Source organism: Rhodovulum sp. FJ3 (genome assembly GCF_032918305.1).
In the GTDB taxonomy this organism is placed as follows: Bacteria; Pseudomonadota; Alphaproteobacteria; order Rhodobacterales; family Rhodobacteraceae; genus SAT37.
In genome coordinates this window covers 47104-65002 of the sequence record NZ_JAWJUU010000010.1, presented here as the reverse complement: position 1 = coordinate 65002, position 17899 = coordinate 47104, and the positions used below count along the sequence as shown (strand labels likewise).

Genomic DNA, 17899 nt, shown 5'->3' with positions numbered 1-17899 from the left:
TAGGGTCGATCCGTACCGGCGCTTTTCTTTTCTGATTACAGCGCGGCAGTATATTCCCCACGCGCTGGATAATCGTTCTTGATCGCGAAATCGAGCGCCCCAACCAATTCCGAGAAATGCGGCCGCACGAACGGCATCGTCTGCACAGACGCATAGAACAGCGTCTGCTGCGGCGTCACCATGAACAGACCCGGCTCGGAAAACAGCGCCGGCTCTTCGATCCCGATGGACGTCTTCCCGCGCGAGGTCGAGATGAACAGACCCCAATCATCCCACGCAGCAGGCAGGGTCAGGTCATAGGCCACGCGCAGGTTCTTGGCCCCGATCTTTTCGACCATACCGGCGGCGCGCTCTTCCCCGTCCGAACTGACGGCGACGGTGGTCACACCACGCGCGTTGAACTCAGGCGTCAGCTCTTCCAGCTCCTTCAGATAGGTCGCACAAATCGGGCAATGCAGACCGCGATAGAACACGATCACCGTGCCCCGCTCGGCCCCTTCGGAGGACAGGGTGAACTGACCACCTCCGACCAAGGGCAGGGACAGATCAGGGGTTTTCTGGCGCGGGATCAACATGGGCTTCCTCATCGTTTATGTTGCGTCACCCCCTGAGATGGTGGATATTTGATCAGAATTTGTCCTTATTACCTGATCGAAAGTCCTGATTATGACCGACCGCTTGGCCGCCCTGATGCCGGGTCTGACGGTGGATGCCGTTGGTGATGGGATCGCGCATGCGAACCTGATGATCTGGGAATGTGCGGGCGGCGTGGCCGTGGGACCGCCGGATGCGATGCCCGTGGATGCACCGGTGCGTCTGGGGGCACAGGTCGGCGGCGGGGTCTGGATTGAACACCTGTGGTCGGACATGCCCGCCGTGCGGATCGGGGCGGATCATCCCCTGCGCCCGCTGATCGACCTTGCCTTGGCCGAGGTGTCACGCCCGCGCTGTGGCACGGCGACGTTGATGCAGGGCTATGTACAGGCGATCATCGTTCACATCCTGCGCAATGCGATTGAACAAGGCGCGGTGACGTCGGGGATTCTGGCGGGGCTGGCCGATGCACGCCTGTCGCGCGTGCTGGTCGCTTTGCACGACGATCCCGCCCATGACTGGAGCGTTGAGAGCATGGCGACCCTTGCGGGCATGTCGCGGTCCGCCTTTATGGCGCGGTTTGCCAAGGTTCTCGGCATGCCGCCCGCCAGTTACCTGCGCCAATTCCGCATGACCCGCGCGCGTCAGGATCTGGCAGCAGGCGAAAAGACCCGCACCGTCGCGCGGCGTTACGGATATGGCTCGACCGAGGCCTTTTCCCGCGCCCTGCGCGCCACGGATCGGGCCGCGTGACATGACCGGTTGCGGCGCATCCCTGACCGTTTCGGGCGCGCCAGACCACGCACACCCCGTTAAGATCGTCAGGCCGACACCCTTTCCCCCCATAGAACGGACACGCCATGGCCCTGCCCAATCCTCTCTGCGCCTCTGATCTGGCCCGTGTCCTGCGCGGCACGCCATCTTCTGCGCATCTGGGCCTGAACGCCTGTCTGCGGCCGCAATCCCTGCGGTCGTTGAACATGCCCATGCCCGTCTTGACCATGGCGTTGGAGGGCGAAAAAACAGTGTTCATTGGCGACAGCACCTATGTCTCCATCAAGGGGGCGGTGATCCTGATCCCCGCCAATACCGAGTTTCGCGTTGAAACCCGTCCCGATCCGAAAACCGGACGGTTCTTTGCGGCGTCCCTGCGTTTTGACGCCGAAACCATTCAGCAGTTTCGCCAAATCTACGGGTCCAAGTTCGCCGAATGGGACACGTCCCCGAAATGGCAAATGCCGGTGCAGGGGTTCTTGCTAGACGCGCTGGCGGCATGGGTCGATTGGGCCGCGCGTTATGGCACGGATGCCAGCCACAGCCGCCACAGGTTGCTGGAAATTCTGTTGTTGCTGGCGCGTCACGGATATGGCGGGAACCTGCTGCTGGGCCAGAGCGACAGCTGGTCGCAAAAACTGCAGGCGCTGTTCCTGCTGGACCCCGCGCATGAGTGGCGTATCGGAGAGGTGTGTTCGCGCCTTGGCCTCAGTGAAAGCACCCTGCGCCGTCACCTGACCGCCGAGAACGTCGGCTTCCGCGAGGTGCTTGAAAAGGTGCGGCTGGACTCTGGTTTGGTGCAGGTTCTGGAAACCGATCTACAGATCGCGCAGGTCGCAATGTCCTGTGGGTATCAGTCCCAATCGCGGTTCGCCGAGCGGTTCCGGTTGCGGTTTGGCCTGTCACCGGTGGAGTTGCGCCAGACACGGCGCGCGGGTGGTGGCGACGTGGTGGCATTGGCGCGCCCCGTCTGACCGGTTCGGGCGCAACGCTGGCCGAACGCGGCGCGCGCGCGGATCACCCCGATCATACTGTCCTGTCATCGACATCGAACACAGGACATTCCCGATGACCAACCATTTCAAACTGACCGTTGCCGCGTTGGCCCTGACCCTTGGCGCACAAACGGCACTGGCCGCATCTGCCATCGAACTGGCCGATCCGACCTTTGCCCCCGAAGGCATCGGTATCGCCAAAGACGGCACGATCTACACCGGCAGTCTGACCCAAGGCGCATTGGTCGCCATCGATCCGAAAACCAAGGCCGTGACCGAATTCGCCGCATCCGGCGCAAACGGCATGGTCACCACCGTGGGCGTCCACGTGACCGGCGACGACAGCCGCGTCATGGCTTGTTCGTCCGATCCGGGGTTTGCCGTGCACACCGGTGAGGCCGCGCCGGCCCTAGTCGCCTTTGACCGCATCAGTGGCGACGCCGTTGGCCGGTTTGAAATCCCCGGCGGCGGGTTCTGCAACGACATCGCGGAAATGGCCGATGGCACGATCCTTGTGACCGACTCTTTCGCGCCGCGAATCTATGCGCTGGCCCCCGGTGCGGATCACCTGACCGTCTGGCTTGAGGATGAGCGTTTCGTCAGCCAAGGCATCGCCCTGAACGGGATCGATGTGGACGGCGATGCGGTCTATTTCGTGCAGTACAACGCCGGTGACATGTTCAAGGCCGAAGTGAACGCCGATGGGACGTCTGGCGCGGTGACGCAAATCCATATGGAACGCAAACTGAACTTCCCCGACGGGTTGCTGGCGCTGGGTGATCACGAGTTTCTGGTGGTTGAGGGCGGCGGCCTGCAAAAAGGCGCGCGCGGTGCGCTGACCGTGATCAATCTGGAGGGCGACCACGCCAACCTGCACACCATCGCGCCCGACTTGAACGTGCCCACCACGGCGGCGATCCACGGCGAAACCCTCTATGTGGTTGAGGGGCAGTTGGACCACTTGTTCGACCCCGAGGCCGGTGCGCCCGACACCTATCGCATTCTGGAAATCGCCCTGCCCTAACGGGTGCATTTCCCATCCCAGAACATTTTTGGCGGTCCTCAGCGGGGCCGCCATTTTTTTGCGGAACTCTTTGCGTGGGCCGAACGTTAACTCCTCGAAGCGCGGCCATTGCCGCAAGATGTACCGACATTTGAGAGGAGCCCGACATGTCGAAGCTCATGACAACAACCGCCGCACTGATCTTGGCCAGCACGCCGATCATGGCCGAAAACGCTGTGGATAGCGAATTTATCCTCAAGACCGACGAGCCGACCCTGACCGAACAGGTCACCACCGCCGCCGAAGACGCCCATGAGGCCATCGGTGAGTCCGTGACCGAGTTCGGCGAAAAGATGCAGGCATGGACGAAACCCGAAGTGGACGTCGATGGCTATCTGCCCATGGTCGCCGGCACGATTTCGGCCGAGACCCTATATGGTGCGCCCGTGGTGGATGCTACTGCCGCCACCAGCACCGACAACACCGATAAAATCGGTGAGGTGTCCGACCTGATCCTGACCGACGACGGTCAAGTCGCACAGGCCGTGATCAGCATCGGTGGCTTTCTGGGTATCGGTGAAACCGACGTGACCGTCATGGTCGATGAGGTTCAGATCATGCGCGCCATGGATAATCCCGACGACGTGATTGTCATAGTCGATGCCGAGGCCGTTGAAACCCGCGCCGAGCTGCAAGGCTAACGAACCCCAACGGTGTTTCTCCCCAACGAACACCGATCTGCCGCCCTCCATTGTCCCGGAGGGCGGCCTTTTTCGTGTCTAACCCACCGCTTTAGACCATTTCGGGCGGCATACCGGGGACGGGCACGGCGGTCTGGGCACCGGCCGCAATGTCATGGGGCACCAATAGGGTGCTGCGCGTGCTGGGGGCATGGGTTGCCTCGGCACGGATCATTTCGGCGGTTTTATCGAACCACACAGACGAATCCGATCCAACGTCGCCCAAATCCCCCATCCAATGGCGCAACAACCGGTCACGCAAAACACGGGCCTGATCCGGTTGGTCAATCTCGACCCCCGCCTCGGTATCCCAGCGCAGCGAGCGTCCGTTCAAGTTCGCCGAAGACACGATCGCGGCGGTTTGGTCAAACACCGCCACTTTGGCGTGGACATAGATCACCGGCGCGCCGGACAGGGTTGAGCGCACACCGGGCGTCCGCGTGGCCGATGAGGCGCGGCGTTGCACGGGGCTGGTGATCAGTAACCTCTCAGCAAAGGCGCGGCGCAGTTTGCGCAGGCATTTGGTCTGCAAATGATCGCCATACCGCCCGTCCAAAGCCGGATCATCGCGGAACGCCACGCTCTCGGGGGCGGCGGGCAGGACAAGAAACAGGCGCAACTCGGGACAGGTGCGCGCCCGATCGCTCAGCTCTCGCGCCATGGCGCGGTCGCGAAAGAACTGTGTCTCAATATAGATCAGGTTCTGCGCGGCACGGATGCGCGCGTGATAGGTGGTTTCGATATCATTCACCACGGTGCGCGGCGACATGTGCCAGAACTGGGATTTGTGCCGTGCTTGGGACAGGGTGCGCAAAATGCCGGGGGTGGGTTCGGGATCGGCGTCACCCGCCACGACATCGGCCATCCGCATCAGGTGGCCCCGTGCCGCCGTCGCGCGGTCGGGATCGTCCAGCAACAGTTGCACATCATGCCATGTCTGATCGGCGGCCTGTTCGTGGTCGTGATCGTCGAACCGCCGTTCATCAAGGTCCAGACCACCGATATACAAATACCGCCCGTCGATGACCGCCAGTTTCTGGTGATGGCTGACGGGATAGGACGGCACGCTGAACCCGTTCAGATGTTTCAGGACATATTTGACGCCCGGAACCTTGTTCAGGGCGGACTTGCGCTTGCCCTTGCCCAAGGCGTCATAGCCACGGCGCAGCTTGCCGATCTTGGCCGAGACAAAGGGCGCGAACAAAAGGCGCGGCAAAACGCCGACCCGCGCGGGGTGCAGCATCGGGCGCACGGTCAATTGCCCCGCGCCCGCATGGGTCAATTCGCGGATACCACACAGGATGCGCATGGTTTTCCATGTCGCGCGATGCAGGTCTGTCGCCGCAACAGGGTCGAAATCGGACAGGATCAGGGTGATATCCACCCCACGGTTCAGCACATGCTCGATCAGATCGGCCCACGTGCGCCCGACCGCGCGGGCCTCGGTGCTATGCAAGCGTGTCAGGGGATCGAACACGCGAAAGCCCATGATGATCTCACGCTCGGCCCCCAGGACAGCACGTTCAAAGGCCGGATAGGCCTCGGACGCGGTGATCAGAATGGCGTCTTGAAATCCGGCGTCCGTGGTGCTCATCTGTGGCGGTGATCCCTGTGCAAATAAATACCCCGCCCAGATGGACGGGGTATCTATGTAACGCATCACCACGACAAAAGATGCGCCAATTCGGAATTTTTTGCCTTAGGCGGCCAGCAGGCGGTCGATATGGGCGGGGCCGACGGGACGGATGCCGTTCGGGTTCAGGGCCTTGATCGAATAATAGCCGCGCGTGATGTGATCCATATTCACGGTTTCCGCCACACCCGGCAGGGCGATCATCGCCTCAAGCAGCGCGCTGAGTTTCGGGTATTCCGCGATTTCGCGCAGGTTACATTTGAACAGCCCGTGATAGGCCGCATCAAACCGCACCAGCGTCACGAACAGACGGATATCGGCCTCGGTCACGCGGTCACCGAACAGGAACGGCCCCTGAATGGTGTCTTCGAGTTCGTCCAGCATGTTGAACACACCGGCGACGGCCTCGTCATAGGCCTCTTGGCTGCTGGCGAAACCGGATTTGTAGACGCCGTTGTTCAGGCTGTCATACATCCGCGGCGCAATCGCGTCGATCTGGTCGCGCAGGTCTTCGGGGTAATAGGACGGGGTCGGCGTAACCACACCGTCAAACGCGGTGTCCAGCATGCGCAGGATGTCGGCGCTCTCGTTATTGACCATGGTGTTGGTTTTCGTGTCCCACAGGACCGGAACCGTGGCGCGACCGGTGAACGTGTCATCGGCGCGGGTATAGAGTTCGTGCAGGTGTTTCGCACCGAACAACGGATCCTCATCTGCGCAGTCATAGCCACCGAACGCCCAGCCCTGATCAGACAGCGCGGGGTTCACAACGGTGATCGGCAAAACCTCGTCCAGACCTTTCAGTTTGCGCGCAATTAGAACCCGCGACGCCCACGGACAGATCAGCGCAACATAGAGACGATAGCGCCCCGCCTCGGCCTTGAACCCGCCGGTGCCGGTCGGACCGGGTTCACCATCGGGCGTGATCCAGTTGCGAAACGACGAGGTCTGGCGCACGAACCGCCCCTTTTCGTCCGCTTTCTGTACGGGGTGCCATTCATCGCTCCAACGGCCATTGACCAACATCTGAATTCTCCTTGGGTTGTCGTGTTAGGGGCAATGTGGCACGGCGCATCCCGACACAAAATGGCGAATATCGCGAATGACTATCACCATTTCGTTCGCAATCAGATTGGACAGTGAATCACCACAAGTGGCCATTCGCCGCTTATCCCTCTGTTTTTGACCGGCTATTCAGGAAAACACGCCTTATACCCCCCGAAATCGCGTCATGGTGGCGCTAAATGCGTAAACCAGCCCCTAAAAACCTGCGTGAGGGGTTCAATTTATTGACGATCAGGCAAATATCCTTAAAACAACGGTTCGCGGTTTCGGGTGTTTTGACCAAGCACCGTTTAACTTTTGGGCGGCACGGGCCGCAGGTGCAAAAGGACCAATGCACCGCTTGGGGAGGACCCTATCTTGCTTGATATGACTGATGTTCGCAGCGTTCTAAAGGACGCCTATGACCTGACGCCCTCGGCCGAGCTGGCCGCCAGCATGTCAGACATCTATGCCCGTATGGACCGTGTGGTAACGCCACCGGATTTCGCGATCTACGCGCCCTACATCAAGGCGATCAACGAGCTCAAGGCCAAGCGCAACGCGGTCATCCTTGCCCACAACTATATGACGCCGGAAATCTATCACGGCATCGCGGATGTGGTCGGCGATAGCCTGCAACTGGCCATTGAGGCCGCCAAGGTCGAGGCCGACGTCATCGTGCAATGCGGTGTGCATTTCATGGCCGAGACGTCGAAAATCCTGTCCCCGTCCAAAACGGTTCTGATGCCGGATATGGAGGCCGGGTGTTCCTTGGCCGAAAGCATCACCGCCGCCGGCATCGAGGAAATGCGCGCCAAATACCCCGGCGCGCCCGTGGTTACCTATGTGAACACCACCGCCGAGGTCAAAGCGGCCTCCGACATCTGCTGTACCTCGTCGAACGCGGCCCAGATCGTCGCCGCGCTGGACAGTGACACGATCATCATGACGCCCGACCAATATCTGGCCCAGAACATCGCCAATCAGGTTCCGGAAAAGAACGTCGTCTGGTGGGAAGGCTCGTGCATCGTGCACGAACAATACACCGCCCAAGACATCAACGATTTCCGCGAATGGAACCCCGGCACGCGCATCATCGCGCACCCCGAATGCCCGCCGGATGTGGTTGAGGCCTCGGATTTCAGCGGCTCGACCAGCGGCATCATCGACTATGTGACGCGCGAACGCCCCGAAAAGGCGATGCTTGTCACCGAATGCTCGATGGCCAGCAACATCGCCGACAACCTGCCGGATGTGGATTTCGTGGGCCCGTGCAACATGTGCCCGTATATGAAGAAAATCACGCTGGAAAAGGTGCTGTATTCGCTGCACACCATGACCGGCCAGATTGAGGTCGACCCCGCCGTCGCCGACAAGGCCCGTGAGGCGGTTCAACGCATGATCGACCTGTCGAAAAAGCTGGGGCTCTAAGACCGCTATGTCCGTCCAGTCCACCGATCGGGTGGTGATTGTTGGCGCGGGCCTTGGGGCGCTCTATGCCGCGCTGACCCTTGCGCCGCGCCCTGTGGTGATGATCTCGCCCGAGACCCTTGGCGAAGGGGCCAGTTCCGCGTGGGCCCAAGGCGGCGTTGCCGCAGCAATGGACCAACGGGACAGCGCATCCAACCACGCCACCGACACGGTGCGCGCAGGTGCGGGAACGGTGGACGAAACCGTCGCGCAAACCGTCACCGCCGAGGCGCGCGCGCATATCCTGCGCCTGACGTCGCTGGGCACCCCGTTTGATCGCACCGAAAGCGGCGAATACGTCATGTCCCGCGAGGCCGCCCACAGTTTCGCCCGCGTCGTGCGGGTGCAGGGCGATCAGGCCGGTGCGGAAATCATGCGTGCCCTGATCGCGCAGGTCCGCGAAACCCCGTCTATTCAGGTGCTTGAGGGGACGTTGGCCACGGGGCTTGAGGTCACAGAGAACCGCGTCACCGGCATCTATGTCGCCCATGCAGGCGATGACCGGTCCGCGCCCGTTTTGATCCGTGGGGCGGCGCATCTGTTGGCCGGTGGGGGATCGGGGGGCCTGTTTGCCCTGACGACCAACCCGCCGCGCATCCGTGGTCAGGTGATCGGCATGGCCGCCCGCGCCGGTGCGGTGATCGCCGATGCTGAGTTCGTGCAATTCCACCCGACCGCCATTGATTGCGGCGAGGATCCCGCGCCCCTTGCGACCGAGGCGTTGCGCGGCGAAGGCGCGATTCTGGTCAACGCGGATGGCGAACGGTTCATGCAAGCGATCCATCCCGACGCCGAACTGGCGCCGCGCGATATCGTGGCGCGTGGCATCTATGCCCAGACACAGGCGGGCAAGCGTCCCGCGCTGGACACCCGCGCGGTGCTGGGTGAACGCATCCTAAGCGAATTTCCCGCCGTTGCGGCGGCCTGTGCCCGCTCGGGGATCGACCCCGTCGCGGGCACGATCCCTGTGGCCGCCGCCGCGCATTATCACATGGGCGGGATTGATGTGGACGATCAGGGGCGCGCGACGCTGGACAATTTGTGGGTCTGTGGTGAGGCCGCGTCGACCGGCCTGCACGGCGCGAACCGCCTTGCGTCGAACGGTCTGCTTGAGGCGCTGGTTTATGCCCGCCGCGCGGCCAGTTCGATTGAGGACACATTGCGTGACGTGGCCGGTGACGCGCCGGAATTGGACCTGACGTTTGACACCGCAGGTGAACCGCCCCGCGCCGATCTGGTGGCCGAGTTGCGCCGCACGATGACCGATTGCGTCGGCGTGGTGCGCGACGCGGGCGGCCTGAAAACCGCCCTGACTCGCATCGCCGCGATTGAGGCCGCCCAGCCCGATTGCGATGCCCTGTTGAACATGACCGCCACCGCGACATTGATCGCGGCAAGCGCTCTGATCCGGCAGGAAAGCCGCGGCGCGCATTGCCGGTCCGATTTCCCCGAAACCGACGGCGACACCGGCGTCCGGTCCAGCATGACATTGGAAAAGGCCCTGAGCATTCGGGCCAACGCAGCAAAGGAAACCGCATGACCGCTCGTCTGCCCGATCTGGTTCTGGACCCGATGATCCGCGCCGCCTTGGCCGAGGATTTGGGGACCTATGGCGATATCACCACCCGCACCGTGATCCCCGAGGGCACAACCTATACCGCGCGTCTGAATGCGCGTGAGGCCGGCATCGTGTCCGGGATGCAGGTCGCGCGCATGGCGTTTCACATGCTGGACGCGGGTCTGCGGGTTGAGACGATCCTTGATGACGGTCAGCCCTGTGCGCCGGGCGATGTGTTGATGACGATCGAAGGCTCGGCCGCGTCGATCCTATCGGCAGAGCGTGTCGCGCTGAACTTTGCCGGTCGGATGACGGCGATTGCGTCCCTGACGGCGCAATTCGTGGCCGAAACCAAGGGCAGCAAGGCGCGCATCACCTGTACCCGCAAAACCACCCCCGGTCTGCGGATCGTCGAGAAACAGGCGGTTCTGCACGGCGGTGGGTTCAATCACCGGTTCAGCCTGTCTGACGCCATCCTGATCAAGGACAACCACATCGCCGCCGCCGGTGGCATCGTGCCGGTTCTGGATGCGGTCAAGGCCAACGCCAGCCACATGATGCGTGTCGAGATTGAGGTCGATACGCTGGACCAACTGGAACAGGTTCTGGCGACCGGCGGCGCGGATGTGGTGTTGCTGGACAACATGAACAACGATCAAATGCGCCAAGCAGTGGCGATGACAGACGGGCGCCTTGTGCTAGAGGCCTCGGGCAACATGACCCTGCCCCGCATTGCCGAGGTCGCGGCGACGGGCGTCGATTATATCTCGTCTGGCGCGTTGACCCATTCCGCGGGCTGTACCGATCTGGGTCTGGATTTCTGATCCCAAGCCCATAAACGCAAAAACCGCCGCGACCCCGATGGGCGCGGCGGTTTTCGTTTAAACGTTCGAAACCTTAGGCGGCCGAAACGGCGGTCAAGGCCGGTGCGTTCTCGCCATAGATTTCCATCACCGCAGCAGCCGCATCCGCAGCCTCACGGCCCTTCTTCACAAAGTGCTCGGTGTAGAAGGTGATGTGCTCTTCGCTGGGCTGGAAGTGGTGCGGGGTCAGCGAGACCGACAGAACCGGCGTGCCGGTTTTCATCTGGGCCTCCATCAGGCCGGTCACAACCGCCTGAGCCACGAAATCATGACGGTAGATGCCGCCATCAACCACCAGTGCCGCCGCCGCAATCACAGCGTATTCACCGGTCTGACCCAGATTTTGGGCCAGCAGGGGCATTTCAAACGCGCCGGGCACGTCAATCGCCACGACCTCGTTTTCGATACCCAGTTCGGCCAAACGGGCCTTAAAGCCGACCAGAGCCTGGTCAACGATGTCCGAGTGCCAACGTGCCTTGATAAAGGCAATCTTCTGAGGGGATTTTGTCATCGCTCTTGATCCTTTCCAAATGACAAGATCCCAGAGCGCAACAAACAGAATACACCCACCACGGGCGCACGCCATCTGCCAATTCTCTTTCATCCGGACTATGACCGTCGGCCCCGGAATTTCACCGGATCTGCTGACCCCCTTGATGCCAAGGGGCGCTCGCGGGCTGTAACCGCCGGTGGGGAATTTCACCCCGCCCTGAGAATATCCCCAATTTAGGCGTCACCTTGACGGTGATCAATGTCAAAAACGTCACCTTTGCGTGCGCCTACGACGAATGGACGGTGCGCCTATACGCAACGCAGGGATGAAAACGCGTTGAAAAACCGCGCATTTTGCCCCGCGCGAAACATCACCGATGGTGTAGACGAGTCACTTTTGGTATATATGCACCACTCGTTTGGATAGCGCTTGGGGGCGTTTCATGGATAGCTATACCACATCCTGCATTGAGGATCAGTGCGGCGGCGAGCCTGCGGGGCGTGCTGCTCTGGCCATTGGGCGATTCGTTGATGACGCCCTGAACCGTGGTGTGCCGTTTGTGACGCTGGACGAGTTGCTGCAATGCCGTCTGGGCGAGAGCGAAACCGTGATTGAGGCGCTGCATATCCTGTGTGCTTCGGATTTCGGACGTCACCAGATTTTCGGCTATCACACGGAAAACGGCGTGATCCGCCGTGTGGATGATCTGAACCTGCAAAACGCGCTGGAACAGCGTGAGGGTCTGGATGATCTGTCCATCGGGATCGAAATCCGCCCCGAGTTCATCACCCACGATCACATGCGCATGGCCTGCTGATCAAGTCAGCCGCGACGCAAGCGCAAGGCCGGTGCGCATGATATGCGTGCGCAACAAATCCCCCGCTCGATCCGCCTCGCGTTCGACCGCCGCCTGTGCAATTGCGGTATGTTCATCGTGCTGATTGCTCTGGCTAGGCGCATCGCGAAACAGGATCCGGCGATACCGGTCGTGCATCACCTGTAGGCGCTGCAGCATCTGATCCAGGTGCGGCATCCCGCATGCCCCGTGCAGGGCCGCGTGAAACGCGTCATGCGCGGTTTCCCAATCGTCGATCTGGGTCGCGCTGACGGGGCGTTGTTCAATACGCTGCAGACGATAGAGCGCGGCCATGATCGCCGCTTCCCAATCCAGTGTGCCCTGCCGGATCGACTGACGCAGGGCCAGCGGCAACAATTCCGCACGAAGGGTGGTGATCTCGGACAGGTCCGCCGCCGACATGGGCGCGACCGCAAAGCCCTTTTGCGCCTCTTGCCGCACAAGGCCCAGCGCAACCAGACGCGTCATCGCCTCGCGCATGCTGGACACGCTGACCCCATGGGCCAGACGCATCTGATCCAGGTTCAACGACCGACCCGGCGCCAGATCGCCCGCGACGATCTGTTCGCAGAGAACATCCGCCAACCGTCCCGCAACGGTGGGTTTGCCCGCAAACGGGGCCGGTTCGCGGTCTGTGTTCACCTGATCCATTCGTTCAGATTACACCCAGAGGCGCGTTTGGCAAAACCTCTGACACCCACGCGGGTGCCAGAAATTTGGCACCTAGATGTCGAGTGTATTATCGCGCTCCCACTGCGAGAAATGGGTCATGTAATCCGTCCATTCCTGCATCTTCATCTTGACGTAAGAGGACGAAAATTCATTGCCCAGCATCTGTTTCAACTCTTCATCCGCATCAAACCACCGGATCGCGTCCAACAGGTTCAGCGGCAGTTTGGGCGCGTCTGTCACCGTGTGACCCTCGGCGTACATGTCGATGTCATGGCGCGGACCGGGGTCGGCGGCGCTATCGATACCCGACAGACCGGCGGCGATGATCACCGATTGCAACAGATAGGGGTTCGTCGCCCCATCGGGCAGGCGCAGTTCGAACCGCCCCGGCCCCGGGACGCGGACCATATGCGTGCGGTTGTTGCCGGTCCACGTCACGGTATTCGGCGCCCATGTGGCACCGGACAGGGTGCGGGGCGCGTTGATGCGTTTATAGCTATTCACGGTCGGATTGGTGATCGCGGCCAAGGCCTCGGCGTGTTTCATGATGCCGCCAAGGAACTGCGCACCCTGTTCCGACAGGCCCAGCTCGGCAGTCGGACCGCCCGCCGGATCGGGGTCGGTGGCAAAGGCGTTGGTGGTCCCGTCCATATTCCAGACCGAGATATGCGCGTGACAGCCATTGCCGGTCAGGCCCTCAATCGGTTTGGGCATGAATGTCGCGCGCAACCCGTGCTTTTCCGCGACCGATTTCACCATGAATTTGAAAAAGCTATGCCTGTCCGCCGTGACCAGCGCGTCGTCGAATTCCCAGTTCATTTCGAACTGGCCATTCGCGTCCTCATGGTCGTTCTGATAGGGGCCCCAGCCCAGATCCAGCATATAATCACAGACCTCGGCGATCACGTCATAGCGGCGCATTACTGCCTGTTGATCGTAACAGGGTTTGACCGCCGTATCGGCCGGATCGGAAATCTGATCGCCTTCGGGGGTCAGCAAAAAGAACTCGGCCTCGATCCCCGTTTTGACGCGCAGCCCCTTGTCCGCCGCCCGCGCGACCAGCTTGCGCAGAACATTACGCGGGGCCTGAGCGACCTCTTGCCCCTCCATCACACAGTTGGCGGCGACCCACGCGACCTCGGGCCGCCATGGCAGTTGGATCACCGTGGACGGGTCCGGCACGGCCAACATATCGGGATGCGCGGGCGTCATGTCCAACCACGTGGCAAAGCCCGCAAAGCCCGCGCCTTCGACCACCATGTCGGAAATCGCCGCGGCGGGCACCAGCTTCGCCCGCTGTCCGCCGAACAGGTCGGTGAACGAGATCATGAAATATTTGACGCCCTTCTCTTGGGCAAATGCAGCCAGATCAACCATCAAACCGCCCCTCTTTTCCCTGTTACATGTGCAAAGGGCGCGTCGGTGTCCCGCGCGCCCCAGTCGTGTTTCAAAACCCCGGTTTGCCCGGGTACCAGTTGGTGCCCGCCAACGGGACCTGCGCCATCGCGGCGGCCTCCATCGTCAGGGCGCATAGATCCTCGGGTTCAAGGTTGTGGACGTGATTGTGCCCACAGGCCCGCGCCAGCGTCTGACATTCAAGGGTCAGCACCGACAGGTAGTTGCGCAGGCGGCGACCGCCCTCAACCGGATCAAGACGCGCCATCAGATCGGGGTCCTGTGTGGTGATACCGGCGGGATCGCGTCCCTCATGCCAGTCATCATAGGCCCCCGCCGTGGTGTTCATCGCGTTATACTCGGCCTCGTATTTCGGATCGTTATCGCCCAGCGCAATCAGGGCCGCCGTACCGATCGACACCGCATCCGCGCCAAGGGCCAAGGCCTTGGCCACATCCGCGCCGGTGCGAATGCCGCCCGATACGATCAATTGAACCTCACGGTGCATCCCCAGATCCTGAAGCGCCTGAACCGCCGGACGGATACAGGCCAGCGTCGGCTGTCCCACATGCTCGATGAACACATCCTGTGTCGCCGCCGTGCCGCCCTGCATCCCGTCAAGGACGACCACATCCGCCCCCGCCTTGACCGCAAGCGCGGTGTCGTAATACGGGCGAGAACCGCCCACCTTTACATAGATCGGCTTTTCCCAACCGGTGATTTCGCGCAGCTCAAGGATCTTGATCTCCAGATCATCCGGCCCCGTCCAATCGGGGTGACGACAGGCGGACCGCTGATCAATCCCGACCGGCAAATCGCGCATCCCTGCGACCCGTTCGGTGATCTTTTGGCCCAGCAACATCCCCCCGCCACCGGGTTTCGCGCCTTGGCCCACGACGACCTCAATCGCGTCGGCGCGGCGCAGATCGTCGGGGTTCATCCCATAGCGCGACGGCAGGTATTGATAGACCAGCTTTTCGGAATGGCCGCGTTCCTCTTCGGTCATGCCGCCATCACCGGTTGTGGTCGAGGTGCCGGCCAAGGTCGCGCCACGGCCCAAGGCCTCTTTGGCCGGACCAGAGAGCGACCCGAACGACATCCCCGCAATGGTGATCGGGATGTCCAGTTCGATCGGTTTCTTGGCGAACCGTGTGCCAAGGGTCACCTTGGTCCCGCAGGTCTCGCGATAACCCTCAAGGGGATAGCGGCTGACCGAGGCCCCCAGAAACAGCAGGTCGTCGAAATGCGGCACACGCCGTTTCGCCCCGCCCCCGCGGATGTCATAAATACCGGTCGCGGCGGCGCGCCGGATTTCGGCGTTCACCTCGTTGGAAAAGGTCCACGACTGGCGCGGCATGGTCGGTGGTGTCTTGTCCATGGCCTAGTATTCTCCGGCGTGGTCGATGTTAAAGTTATAGAGCTTGCGGGCCGAGCCATAGCGGCGGAACTCTTCGGGTTTGGCATCCGCGCCCGCCTTGGCCAACAGATCGGCCAATAGGGTCAGGTGTTCGGGCCGCATCTCTTTTTCGATGCAATCCGCACCTAGGGATTTGACCGAGCCGCGCACGAACAGGCGCGCCTCGTACAGGCTATCGCCCAGCGCATCGCCCGCATCGCCCAGCACGACCAGATTGCCCTTTTGCGCCATGAACGCGCTCATATGGCCGATGTTGCCATGAACGACGATGTCGATGCCCTTCATCGAGATGCCACAGCGGGATGAGGCATTGCCCTTGATCACCAACAAACCGCCATGCCCTGTGGCACCGGCGTACTGGCTGGCGTCACCCTCGATCACGACGGTGCCCGACATCATGTTTTCGGCCACACCCGGACCGGCGGAACCGGTAACGGTGATGGTGGCCTCTTTGTTCATGCCGCCACAGTAATACCCCGTGGACCCGTTCACCCGCACCGACAGCGGCCCGTTCAGACCCACCGCAACCGCGTGGGCGCCGCGCGGATTGTCCAGCGTGTAATCCGCATTCGCACCGGCAAGCGCCTGTGCCTGCAATGTTTCATTGACCTGCCGCAGGGGCGTTTGGGCCATATCGATTGTGCTCATGACTTAGCGCTCCCAGAAATAGACGGTGGCCGGTTCGGGTTCCCAGACGCGCGCGCCCTCAATCCCCGGCAGGTCGGCAAAGGCGCGGTATTCGCTGGCAAAGGCGACATAATCGTCGGTTTCGGCCATAACGGCGGGTTTGCAGGCGATGGGATCGCGGACCACGCCGAACCCGTTGCGGGTGCCGGTGACAAAGGTGAAAAAACCGTCCAGATCGCGCAACGTGCCCTCAAGCGCCTCGCCAAGGCTATCGCCCCCCGCAATCCGCGCCGAGATATAAGCGGCCCCCACCTCGGTGTCGTTTTCCGATGTGGTGTGCACGCCCTGACGGGCAAGCTTGCGCCGCATCTGGTTGTGGTTGGACAGGGATCCGTTATGGACCAGACATTGATCGTCGGCGGTCGAAAACGGGTGCGCGCCATCGGTCGTGACGGCGGATTCAGTGGCCATGCGGGTGTGTCCGATGCCGTGGCTGCCGCCCATCGCGCGCAACCCGAACCGTTCGGTCACATCGGCGGGCAGGCCCACCTCTTTGTAGATTTCCATGGCGTGACCGGCCCCCATGATCCGCAGTCCACGCGCCATCAGCCAATCGCGCGCGGCGGTCTCATCCGCCTCGGCCACAGTCAGGACCGCATGGGTATCCACACGGCGCAGATCGGGGGTCACACCGATTTCGGTCGCCATCGCCGCGATCAACCCGTCATAGGCCACATCGGGCGTGTCCGATTGGATCGTGATCTTTACCTGACCCGGGGTTTCCGCCCCGTAGATCGCCACGCCCGCACTATCGGGTCCGCGATCGGTCATGGTGATCAGCATATCGCTCAGCAAGGTGCCCAGTTGCGGGCGCATGTCGTCCTTTTTCAGGAACAGGCCAACGATGCCGCACATATTCGTGCCTCCGTAATCAATCCGGCGCGCTTGGCGCCTGCCTTTGACTAGCGGGAGGCGAACTTGCCCTGCAATATATTTTATTTCCTATCAGGAATATTTCTGTCCTATCGGGAACACTGCCCAAAAATCGGGCAAAACCGCCCTAGCGCTGTTGCGGATAGGTGATGATCGACAGATAGCGCACAGGTAATTCGCGCAAATCCTCGGGACCGTGGGGCGCATCCGAATCGAAAAACAGGCTATCGCCGGGTTCGAGGTCATAGATCGTGTCGCCGTGGCGATATCCGACACGCCCCTCCAACACATACAGGAACTCTAGGCCTTCATGCTGAAACGTGGGAAAGCGGTCGCTGCTATCGGTCAGGACGATCATATAGGGTTCAACCACCACGCCCGAATTGTTCGACCCGATATGGCCCAGCAGGTGATATTGATGCCCCGCCCGCGTGCCCGCGCGGTCGACCTCAACGCCCTCACCGGCCTTGACGTGCATGGCCCCGCGCGTTTCTTCATAGCCCGAAAACAGCTGAATCAACGGAACCCGCAACCCGTCGGCCAGAACCTGCAACGTGTTCAGGGACGGCGAAATCACACCGTTCTCGATCTTGGACAGCATCCCCACGGACAGACCCGTTTCGTTTGCAAGATCTGATCCGGTCATCCGCTGACGCTTGCGCAATTCACGCACCTGACGGCCAATTGCGACCTCTAGGTTCTTTTCGCGCGGTTCGCGGAGTGCATGGGGATCTTGGGTCAGCTTGCCATTCGGCGTGTCCGTCTTGGCGGTCATAAAACACAGCACCTATTGCCCAACGGGGGCGAAAAATTTCCTGTCAGGAAAGAAAAG

18 protein-coding genes and 1 riboswitch are annotated in these 17899 nt (G+C 61.6%); of the genes, 8 read left to right on the top strand and 10 right to left on the bottom strand.

The window, feature by feature from the left end; all coding sequences use genetic code 11:
* Positions 1-35: 35 nt before the first annotated feature.
* On the bottom strand, positions 36-575 hold the full coding sequence (locus R1W00_RS17565; RefSeq protein ID WP_317264079.1) for a peroxiredoxin-like family protein: 540 nt from the start codon (positions 573-575) through the stop codon (positions 36-38).
* 91 nt (positions 576-666) lie between these two features.
* Between R1W00_RS17565 and R1W00_RS17560 the strand changes: the two genes are divergently transcribed.
* From R1W00_RS17560 to R1W00_RS17545, 4 genes are all read left to right on the top strand, one after another.
* Positions 667-1347, top strand: a complete 681-nt coding sequence (locus R1W00_RS17560; protein ID WP_317264078.1) for an AraC family transcriptional regulator — start codon at positions 667-669, stop codon at positions 1345-1347.
* 107 nt (positions 1348-1454) lie between these two features.
* The gene (locus R1W00_RS17555; protein WP_317264077.1) at positions 1455-2342 is read left to right on the top strand and encodes a helix-turn-helix transcriptional regulator; all 888 of its coding nucleotides are present in this window, start codon (positions 1455-1457) and stop codon (positions 2340-2342) included.
* Positions 2343-2436: 94 nt separating this feature from the next.
* A complete protein-coding gene (locus R1W00_RS17550; RefSeq protein ID WP_317264076.1) occupies positions 2437-3387 on the top strand; it encodes a hypothetical protein in 951 nt (316 codons plus the stop codon).
* A 146-nt stretch (positions 3388-3533) separates the two neighbouring features.
* Positions 3534-4067, top strand: coding sequence for a PRC-barrel domain-containing protein (locus tag R1W00_RS17545; protein WP_317264075.1), 534 nt, complete (start codon positions 3534-3536; stop codon positions 4065-4067).
* A gap of 91 nt (positions 4068-4158) precedes the next feature.
* On the opposite strand, the gene R1W00_RS17540 is transcribed toward R1W00_RS17545, so the two are convergent.
* Both R1W00_RS17540 and R1W00_RS17535 read right to left on the bottom strand, forming a co-directional pair.
* The gene (locus tag R1W00_RS17540) at positions 4159-5700 is read right to left on the bottom strand and encodes a phospholipase D-like domain-containing protein (protein ID WP_317264074.1); all 1542 of its coding nucleotides are present in this window, start codon (positions 5698-5700) and stop codon (positions 4159-4161) included.
* Between the two features lie 105 nt (positions 5701-5805).
* Positions 5806-6765, bottom strand: coding sequence for a glutathione S-transferase family protein (locus R1W00_RS17535; protein WP_317264073.1), 960 nt, complete (start codon positions 6763-6765; stop codon positions 5806-5808).
* A 405-nt stretch (positions 6766-7170) separates the two neighbouring features.
* Here R1W00_RS17535 and nadA point away from each other — a divergent pair, with 405 nt between their 5' ends.
* Genes nadA through nadC form a run of 3 tightly spaced genes read left to right on the top strand, consistent with a single transcriptional unit; the run spans position 7171 to position 10635 of the window.
* On the top strand, positions 7171-8214 hold the full coding sequence (gene nadA, locus R1W00_RS17530; RefSeq protein ID WP_410901577.1) for a quinolinate synthase NadA: 1044 nt from the start codon (positions 7171-7173) through the stop codon (positions 8212-8214).
* Between the two features lie 7 nt (positions 8215-8221).
* Positions 8222-9793, top strand: a complete 1572-nt coding sequence (locus R1W00_RS17525) for an L-aspartate oxidase (RefSeq protein WP_317264071.1) — start codon at positions 8222-8224, stop codon at positions 9791-9793.
* Positions 9790-10635 carry a carboxylating nicotinate-nucleotide diphosphorylase gene (gene nadC / locus R1W00_RS17520; RefSeq protein WP_317264070.1) on the top strand — a complete coding sequence of 282 codons (846 nt, stop codon included), beginning with the start codon at positions 9790-9792 and terminating at the stop codon, positions 10633-10635. Before R1W00_RS17525 ends, nadC begins: the two co-directional genes overlap by 4 nt.
* 73 nt (positions 10636-10708) lie before the next feature.
* Here nadC and R1W00_RS17515 read toward each other — a convergent pair whose 3' ends face one another.
* Positions 10709-11185: a 6,7-dimethyl-8-ribityllumazine synthase gene (locus R1W00_RS17515; protein WP_317264069.1), complete on the bottom strand. Its 477-nt coding sequence runs from the start codon at positions 11183-11185 to the stop codon at positions 10709-10711.
* Positions 11186-11262: 77 nt separating this feature from the next.
* Positions 11263-11395, bottom strand: a riboswitch (FMN riboswitch).
* Between the two features lie 214 nt (positions 11396-11609).
* On the opposite strand from R1W00_RS17515, the gene R1W00_RS17510 reads away from it, so the two are divergent.
* Positions 11610-11984, top strand: coding sequence for a hypothetical protein (locus tag R1W00_RS17510; RefSeq protein ID WP_317264068.1), 375 nt, complete (start codon positions 11610-11612; stop codon positions 11982-11984).
* On the opposite strand, the gene R1W00_RS17505 is transcribed toward R1W00_RS17510, so the two are convergent.
* The 6 genes from R1W00_RS17505 to R1W00_RS17480 all read right to left on the bottom strand — a co-directional run bounded on the left by R1W00_RS17505 (position 11985) and on the right by R1W00_RS17480 (position 17842).
* The gene (locus R1W00_RS17505) at positions 11985-12665 is read right to left on the bottom strand and encodes a GntR family transcriptional regulator (protein WP_317264067.1); all 681 of its coding nucleotides are present in this window, start codon (positions 12663-12665) and stop codon (positions 11985-11987) included. It abuts the gene before it with no gap.
* 81 nt (positions 12666-12746) lie between these two features.
* Complete coding sequence (gene glnT / locus R1W00_RS17500; protein ID WP_317264066.1) at positions 12747-14075, bottom strand: type III glutamate--ammonia ligase; 1329 nt, start codon at positions 14073-14075, stop codon at positions 12747-12749.
* Positions 14076-14142: 67 nt separating this feature from the next.
* A complete protein-coding gene (locus R1W00_RS17495; RefSeq protein ID WP_317264065.1) occupies positions 14143-15468 on the bottom strand; it encodes an FMN-binding glutamate synthase family protein in 1326 nt (441 codons plus the stop codon).
* A gap of 3 nt (positions 15469-15471) precedes the next feature.
* On the bottom strand, positions 15472-16155 hold the full coding sequence (locus R1W00_RS17490) for a GXGXG domain-containing protein (RefSeq protein WP_317264064.1): 684 nt from the start codon (positions 16153-16155) through the stop codon (positions 15472-15474).
* Between the two features lie 3 nt (positions 16156-16158).
* The gene (locus R1W00_RS17485) at positions 16159-17049 is read right to left on the bottom strand and encodes a glutamine amidotransferase family protein (protein WP_317264063.1); all 891 of its coding nucleotides are present in this window, start codon (positions 17047-17049) and stop codon (positions 16159-16161) included.
* Positions 17050-17194: 145 nt separating this feature from the next.
* Complete coding sequence (locus tag R1W00_RS17480) at positions 17195-17842, bottom strand: XRE family transcriptional regulator (protein ID WP_317264062.1); 648 nt, start codon at positions 17840-17842, stop codon at positions 17195-17197.
* Between the last annotated feature and the right edge of the window lie 57 nt (positions 17843-17899).

Excerpts from the sequence above, each read along its gene's own strand:
- R1W00_RS17565 (WP_317264079.1), bottom strand. The coding sequence starts at position 575 with ATGTTGATCCCGCGCCAGAAAACCCCTGATCTGTCCCTGCCCTTGGTC.
- R1W00_RS17560 (WP_317264078.1), top strand. The coding sequence starts at position 667 with ATGACCGACCGCTTGGCCGCCCTGATGCCGGGTCTGACGGTGGATGCC.
- R1W00_RS17555 (WP_317264077.1), top strand. The coding sequence starts at position 1,455 with ATGGCCCTGCCCAATCCTCTCTGCGCCTCTGATCTGGCCCGTGTCCTG.
- R1W00_RS17550 (WP_317264076.1), top strand. The coding sequence starts at position 2,437 with ATGACCAACCATTTCAAACTGACCGTTGCCGCGTTGGCCCTGACCCTT.
- R1W00_RS17545 (WP_317264075.1), top strand. The coding sequence starts at position 3,534 with ATGTCGAAGCTCATGACAACAACCGCCGCACTGATCTTGGCCAGCACG.
- R1W00_RS17540 (WP_317264074.1), bottom strand. The coding sequence starts at position 5,700 with ATGAGCACCACGGACGCCGGATTTCAAGACGCCATTCTGATCACCGCG.
- R1W00_RS17535 (WP_317264073.1), bottom strand. The coding sequence starts at position 6,765 with ATGTTGGTCAATGGCCGTTGGAGCGATGAATGGCACCCCGTACAGAAA.
- nadA (WP_410901577.1), top strand. The coding sequence starts at position 7,171 with ATGACTGATGTTCGCAGCGTTCTAAAGGACGCCTATGACCTGACGCCC.
- R1W00_RS17525 (WP_317264071.1), top strand. The coding sequence starts at position 8,222 with ATGTCCGTCCAGTCCACCGATCGGGTGGTGATTGTTGGCGCGGGCCTT.
- nadC (WP_317264070.1), top strand. The coding sequence starts at position 9,790 with ATGACCGCTCGTCTGCCCGATCTGGTTCTGGACCCGATGATCCGCGCC.
- R1W00_RS17515 (WP_317264069.1), bottom strand. The coding sequence starts at position 11,185 with ATGACAAAATCCCCTCAGAAGATTGCCTTTATCAAGGCACGTTGGCAC.
- R1W00_RS17510 (WP_317264068.1), top strand. The coding sequence starts at position 11,610 with ATGGATAGCTATACCACATCCTGCATTGAGGATCAGTGCGGCGGCGAG.
- R1W00_RS17495 (WP_317264065.1), bottom strand. The coding sequence starts at position 15,468 with ATGGACAAGACACCACCGACCATGCCGCGCCAGTCGTGGACCTTTTCC.
- R1W00_RS17490 (WP_317264064.1), bottom strand. The coding sequence starts at position 16,155 with ATGAGCACAATCGATATGGCCCAAACGCCCCTGCGGCAGGTCAATGAA.
- R1W00_RS17485 (WP_317264063.1), bottom strand. The coding sequence starts at position 17,049 with ATGTGCGGCATCGTTGGCCTGTTCCTGAAAAAGGACGACATGCGCCCG.
- R1W00_RS17480 (WP_317264062.1), bottom strand. The coding sequence starts at position 17,842 with ATGACCGCCAAGACGGACACGCCGAATGGCAAGCTGACCCAAGATCCC.